Source organism: Deltaproteobacteria bacterium (genome assembly GCA_009929795.1).
Lineage (GTDB): Bacteria > Desulfobacterota > Desulfovibrionia > Desulfovibrionales > Desulfomicrobiaceae > RZZR01.
In genome coordinates this window covers 1-6,149 of record RZZR01000133.1, presented here as the reverse complement: position 1 = coordinate 6,149, position 6,149 = coordinate 1, and the positions used below count along the sequence as shown (strand labels likewise).

The 6,149-nt window shown below is 65.5% G+C and carries 5 protein-coding genes; 2 read left to right on the top strand and 3 right to left on the bottom strand.

Features of this window, described 5'->3' with window-relative positions; genetic code table 11:
* The 3 genes from EOM25_11445 to EOM25_11435 form a co-directional block, all read right to left on the bottom strand.
* Nucleotides 1–678, bottom strand: a 678-nt coding sequence (locus tag EOM25_11445; GenBank protein NCC25787.1) for a xanthine dehydrogenase family protein subunit M, incomplete at its 3' end; no start/stop codon positions are given.
* Nucleotides 675–1,160 (bottom strand): (2Fe-2S)-binding protein, encoded by a 486-nt coding sequence (locus EOM25_11440; protein ID NCC25786.1) that lies wholly within the window; start codon nucleotides 1,158–1,160, stop codon nucleotides 675–677. The genes EOM25_11445 and EOM25_11440, both read right to left, overlap by 4 nt.
* A complete protein-coding gene (locus tag EOM25_11435; GenBank protein NCC25785.1) occupies nucleotides 1,157–3,487 on the bottom strand; it encodes a xanthine dehydrogenase family protein molybdopterin-binding subunit in 2,331 nt (776 codons plus the stop codon). The genes EOM25_11440 and EOM25_11435 overlap by 4 nt, the downstream gene beginning before the upstream one ends.
* Nucleotides 3,488–3,682: 195 nt before the next feature.
* Here EOM25_11435 and EOM25_11430 point away from each other — a divergent pair, with 195 nt between their 5' ends.
* Complete coding sequence (locus tag EOM25_11430) at nucleotides 3,683–4,876, top strand: thiolase family protein (protein ID NCC25784.1); 1,194 nt, start codon at nucleotides 3,683–3,685, stop codon at nucleotides 4,874–4,876.
* A 12-nt stretch (nucleotides 4,877–4,888) separates the two neighbouring features.
* The coding region (locus EOM25_11425; protein ID NCC25783.1) for a hypothetical protein at nucleotides 4,889–6,149 on the top strand (1,261 nt) is incomplete at its 3' end.

Genomic DNA, 6,149 nt, shown 5'->3' with positions numbered 1-6,149 from the left:
GGCCTCGACTGGGCGGATGATTGTCGGCCCCACGCTGCCCAGGGCCAGGTGGGCATTCTCGATCAGGCCCCGGGGGCCAAGGCTGATCAGGCCGGCCAGGCTGACCACGGCGATGGCCATGGCTTTGCGCTGGCCGACCTTCTCGAAGTGCTGGACTTGAAAGTGCCGGGTGGGGGGAACGAGAATCCGGGTCAAGATTTCCCCGGGCCGTAGAGCGGTCTTGCCCGGGCCGAGGATGAATTCATCGAGGTTCATGACCCTTCTGGCGTTTTGGGAGAGGAGTTCGACCCTTGCTCCGAGGACGTGCAGGGCCGGCAGGCTGTCCCCGGCCGGGGAGGCCGTGCAGAGGTTCCCGCCGATGGTGCCCATGTTCCGGATCTGGGGCCCGCCAACTTTGGCCAGAGCCATGGCCAGAAGGGGTGCGTTTGTTCGGATCAGGGGCGAGTTGAGAATCCGGGAGTGGGTGGCCCCGGAGCCGACGACCAGCTCGCCGTTGTCGAGGGATATCTCGGCCAAGGCGTCCAGGCCTTCCAGGAGAACGATGGTTCTGGGGTTGACGAGCCCGGCCCGGCGGCGGACCAGGAGATCAGTCCCCCCGGCCATGAGGGTGGCTTCGGGTTGGTCGTTGAGCATGGCCCAGAGGTCGTCGAAGAATCGAGGAGCAAGGACGGCGGTCATGGTTTTTTTTTCCGATCGTTACCGGCCATGACCAGGGAGGCTTCCTGAACGGCATCGACGATCTTCTGGTACCCGGTGCAGCGACAGAAGTTCCCGGCCAGGGCTTCGCGAATGGCCAAGCGATCGGGGGCTGGCTGGCGGGTCAGGAATTCGGCCGCGGTCAGGGCCATGCCCGGGGTGCAGAACCCGCACTGCACGCCGCCGTGCAGGGCCATGGCCGATTGGATCGGGTGAGGTGAGTCGGCCGTGCCCAGGCCTTCGATGGTCGTCACTTCCCGGCCTTGGAGCTGGGCGGCCAGCATGAGGCAGGACAGTCGGGGCTCCCCGTCCACGAGCACGGTGCAGGCCCCGCACTCGCCGCTCCCGCAGCCCTCCTTGGTGCCGAAAAGTCCCAGATCCTCCCGAAGGATGTCCACAACCCGGCAATCGGGCTCGGTCTCCAGTTCGACCGATTTCCGGTTGACTGTGAAGCGCAGGATCATTGTTTCCTCCTGGGTTTTTTTCCGGCCAGGGCTTCGAGGACTCGTTCCGGGGTCAGGGGGGCGTGGCGGACGTCGATCCCGCAGGAGGCCAGGGCGTTGGCCACGGCCGGAAGGGGCCCGTTCATGCCTACTTCGCCCACGCCCTTCAGTCCGAAGGGGCCGCTGGGCTCCTCCACTTGGCAGGGCAGGGAGACGATATCGGGCACATCCAGACTGGTGGGCATGACGTAGGTGGCCAGGGAGTCAGCCCGGACCCGGCCCTCCTGAAACTTCATATCCTCGCTCAGGGCATAGCCCAGGCCCTGGGCCACGGCCCCCTGGACCTGCTGATCGAAGCTCTGCGGGTTGATGACCCGGCCGGCTTCGGTGGCGGCCAGGTAGTGCTCGACCTCCACCTGACCGGTCAGCTCGTCCACCTCGACAAAGGCGGCGTGGGCGGCGTGGGCGAACAGGAGATGAGGAAAACCGATGCGAAATTCCTTGCCCGAGGTCAGATTGTCCTTGGCCACGGGCATGAAGGCCTCGGCAATGGCCGTCCGGTCGGCCTCGGTGAACATCCGGGCCAGAACCGGCAGGGGGAGATCCCGAGCCGTGGGCAGATGGCGGACCGCGCCGGAAACCATGGCCAGGTCGTCGGGCCCTTCGAGCATGAGCATCAGGGCGGCCCGGGCAAAGAGCTTGGCTCGAAGGGTTTCACAGGCTGTGATCAGGGCTTTACCAAAGGTGTAGGTGGTCCGTCCGGCGGCCGAGGAGCCCGAGGGCAGTGATTGGAATGTGTCCGGCTGGACAACGTCGATCATGGAGTCGTCCTGGCCGAGGATCTGGCCGGCAATCTGGGCATAGGCCGTGGCGTTGCCCTGGCCCATGTCGGTCACCCCGCTGAAGACGCGAATCGTTCCCCGCTCGGTCAGCTCCACCCGGGCGATGGCCGAGTCGGCCAGGCCCCGGCCGTAGCCCATGGCGTTGTGCACGGCGGCCAGGCCCACTCCCCGGCGCTTGAACCGAGGGGTCTGGGCTGTCCATTGTTTTCGACTCAGCCAAAGGGGATGATCGGCAACGGCCGTGAGACAATCGACCATGCCGGTGGACCCGGTCAGAGTCACACCGCAGGCGTTGCGGTCCCCTCGGTGCAGGGCGTTATTGCGCCGCAGTTCCAAAGGGTCGATTTCCAGTCTGGCGGCCAGAAGGTCCATCATCCGTTCCATGGCATAGGCCACTTGGGCCACGCCGAAGCCGCGCATGGCTCCGGCCACGGGATTGTTGGTGTACACGGCCCGGCCCTCGATGTGGACGTTGGGAATGCGGTAGGGGCCTGCGGCGTGTTCGACGGCCAGGGCCAGGACCTCACCGCCCAGGTGGGCGTAGGCCCCGGTGTCCAGGGTCAGGCGGCAGGACAGGGCCATGAGGGTCCCGTCCAAACCGGCTCCCAGTTCGTAGCGCATTCGGGCGGCGTGACGGGTGTACCCGGCCTGGAAGCTCTCCTCCCTGCCCCAGACCATCTTGACCGGCTGGCCGTCGGCGTGCAGGGCGGCCAGGGCAAGGAGGCATTGGACCGTGGAGCCGTCCTTGCCTCCGAACCCACCGCCCAAAAAAGGGGCGACAACCCGGATGCGCATGGGGTCGAGCCCCAAGGCGTGGCCAATCTCGAAGCGGTCCCGGAACGGGGCCTGGGTGGAGACGGTCAGGTGGATGAGACCGCTCTCGTCCTGCCGGGCAACGCCGTTTTCAGTCTCCAGAAAGCCGTGGCGCTGGGCCGGAACCGAGAACTCGGCCCGGATCCTGGCCGGACAATCCTTGAGGGCGGCCCGGCCCTGGCCCGTGGTGATGGTCGAACCGAGGAGCAGGTTGCCTTTGGGGCGACCTTCGTGGACCAGGGGCGCGCCGGGCTTTAGGGCCTGGTCCGGATCGAAGACCGCCGGAAGGGGCTCCAGTCGGGTCTCGATCAGATCCAGGGCACGGGCCAGGGCATCCTTGGTCTCGGCCAGGACCAGGGCCAGTGGATCGCCTGGATAGCGGACAACGGATCCGGCCAAAACCGGCTGATCCTTGTGTACGATGCCCTGGCGGTTGGTGCCGGGAACGTCTTTTCTGGTCAGTATCTTGAACACGCCGGGGAGAGCCTCGGCCCGGGCCGTGTCTACGGCCAGGATGCGGGCGTGGGCCGCACCGGCCCGCTTGACCCCGGCCCAGAGCAGGTTCTCGGGGTGTTCGTCCACGGCGTAGCGCTCGGCGCCCACGGCCTTGGCCAGGCCGTCGATACGGGGGACGGATCGGCCGATCTCCAATGGCTGTTTCGGTCCGGCCCTGCGAGGGGAGGAAGGTTTCATGGCCGTCCTTTTTAGCGTCGTGTCGTTCGATGTTCGGATATCATCTTCATGCGTACCTGGTTGTTGAGGCCCGGCTCGATCTGCGGTAGAAATGAAGGGCCATGGAAATGTCGGGCATTGGCTTGCTAGGTATTCCAGGCTCTCGACAGCGTCAACGAATTCGGTCCGTTGTCCTGAAACCCATATGAGGCGATCATGAAACCCGAATCCATGTATCCCGACGTTCGGATTCCCTATGGGGCCTGGGGGTGCAGCCCCTTTCCGGCCTGGCAGACTTCGGCCCTGGCCGAGGTCAACATCGGCCAGTTCGCCGGGGAGGCCATGAACCGCATTCTGGGCCGGAGGAAAATCAGTTCCTCGGTCCTGGAGAGTCTGATCATTGGCTCGACCATCCCCTGGCATTGGAAGTTCTGGAACGCGCCCATGGTGGCCAGTTGTCTGGGGCGGCGCATCCCCGGCTTTCATGTCGAACAGGCCTGCGCCACGGGCCTCCAGGCCGTGCTCCTGGCCGGGGGCGAGGTCCAGGCCGGAACCTGCGCCGTGGCCGGGGCCCTGACCTTCGACCGGACCAGCGACTCGCCTGCCAGTGTTTTTCCCGAACGACGGGCCTATCGGCGGACCGAGGTCATCAGCGACGTGTGGGACAATTTCGGGTTCGACCCCGCGGCCGGGCAGTCCATGATCGAGACGGCCGGGAACGCGGCCCTCAGGCATCGAATCGAGCGCCGGGAAGTGGACGAGATCGCCTTTCTCCGTCATGAGCAGTATTTCAAGGCCAAGAGCCAAGGATTTCTTGATCGATTCATCGAACCGATGGACATCCTGAACGTGCAGGGCAGGCCCCTGGGCCGGATAGAGGAGGACACGGGCATCCGGCGTCTTTCCCTGGAGGCCCTGCGGGCCATGTGGGAGCTCAAACCCTGCGTCACCGGCGGCACCCAGACCCACGCCGCCGACGGCATGGCCATGCTGCTGGTTGCCTCGCGGGAGCGGGCCGGGGAACTCAGTCGGCGGCCCGAGGTGGACATCCGGATGATGGTCAAGGCCGAGGTGCGGGTCGGGCCGGCCATGATGCCCGAGGCTCCGGCTCAGGCAGTGCTCAAGCTTTTGGATCGGACCGGGATGCGTCTGGACGATATGGCGGTGGTCAAGAGCCACAACCCCTTCGCGGTCAACGACGCCGTGTTCGCCAAGGTCTGCGGGTTCGACTGGCGGGAGATGAACCGGACCGGTTGCTCCCTGGTCTATGGTCACCCTCAGGGCCCGACCATGACCAGGATCGTTGTCGAGGCATTGGAGGAGGCCGTGGACTTGGGCGGGGGCTATGCCCTGGTCCTGGGTTGTGCCGCCGGTGACATGGGCGTGGCCGCACTCTTTCGGGTCGGATGAGGAGAACCAAAGATGCTCGAGACCATGAGACGATCGACGCTGGAAACCATCGGCCTGGGTCCGACCCTGGATTTTTTCCGCCAGGGCCGTTTTCCTGTAAATCCCGAGGAATTGGTGGGTAAGGTCTTTGGTCCGGCCGGTTCCAGGGGGGCCATGGTCGTGTCCGGAGCCGGCGGCATTGTCGGGGCCGGAAAGGTGATGCAGTTCGGAGCCCGATTGGAGCCGTTCGGGGTGCCGGTGGTGGCCCTGGATTTTCCCGGGGCGGCGGACGGCATCGGGGGGCAGTACCCGGGCCTGGTCCGCTCCTTCGGCCCGGAGCGGGCCGACCGGATCATGGCCAACGTGATCCGCCTGAGCTACGACGGCGTCCATCTTCCCCGGGCATTGCAGGGCTACGGCCCCCGGATTCTGCTGGAGGCCGTGCCCGAGAATCTCGAGATCAAACGGGCCCATTATCGGATCTTCCGGGAGGCCTTTCCTGAGATCGAGATCCGGTCCGTGACCTCGGGCTTTCCGGCCTCCAAGCTTGGCGTGGGCATCGCCCACCCGGCCTTTCCCCACGAGTCGAACAAGGTCTTCGAGATCGTGGAGGCCGAGCCGTCTGATTTCACCCGGCTCCTCTGGGCCTTGGGCCTGATGCCCATTCCGGTGGGCGACCACTGGTCCTTTGTCCTGGACGTTCTGTTTTGCGGCCTGACCCTGGCCGGGACCGGGTTCCACGAAGTGTCCAACATGCCGTACTGGAAGATCGACAAGTATGTCCGCCGCCTTCTGGGACCGAACCCTTTCCGGGCCCACGACGCCATCGGGGCCAAGGGGGCCACTTTTCTGACCTGGTCCTGCCTGCACCATCTGGCCGAGCATTACGGCCCCCTGTTCAGGCCGGGGCCGGAACTCGAGGCCAAGGTTCACGATGGCTTGAACTGGTACCCGCCGGACCATTTCCGGCCGGTGGTTGATTGGGGCATGGACAAAGGCGAGGAAGAGGAATTCCGGGTCCGAATTTTGGGGCCGATCATTCAGATGGCGGCCCTGATGCTCCACGAGAACCGGGCTCTGCCGACCCACATGAACCGGATCGGTGAGCTGTGCGCCCAGTTCCGGCGGGGAATCCTGGCCGTGATCAGGGAGCTCGGCCCGGACGAGGCGATCCGGCTGGTGGAGAGCTTTCACAGTCTGGAACCAGAGGCAGCCCTTTCACCTTGGCATGCCGAGGTCTTCAAGGCCATGGACAGTCAGGAGTGGAACCAGTTGTACGTCAACGCCGAGCACG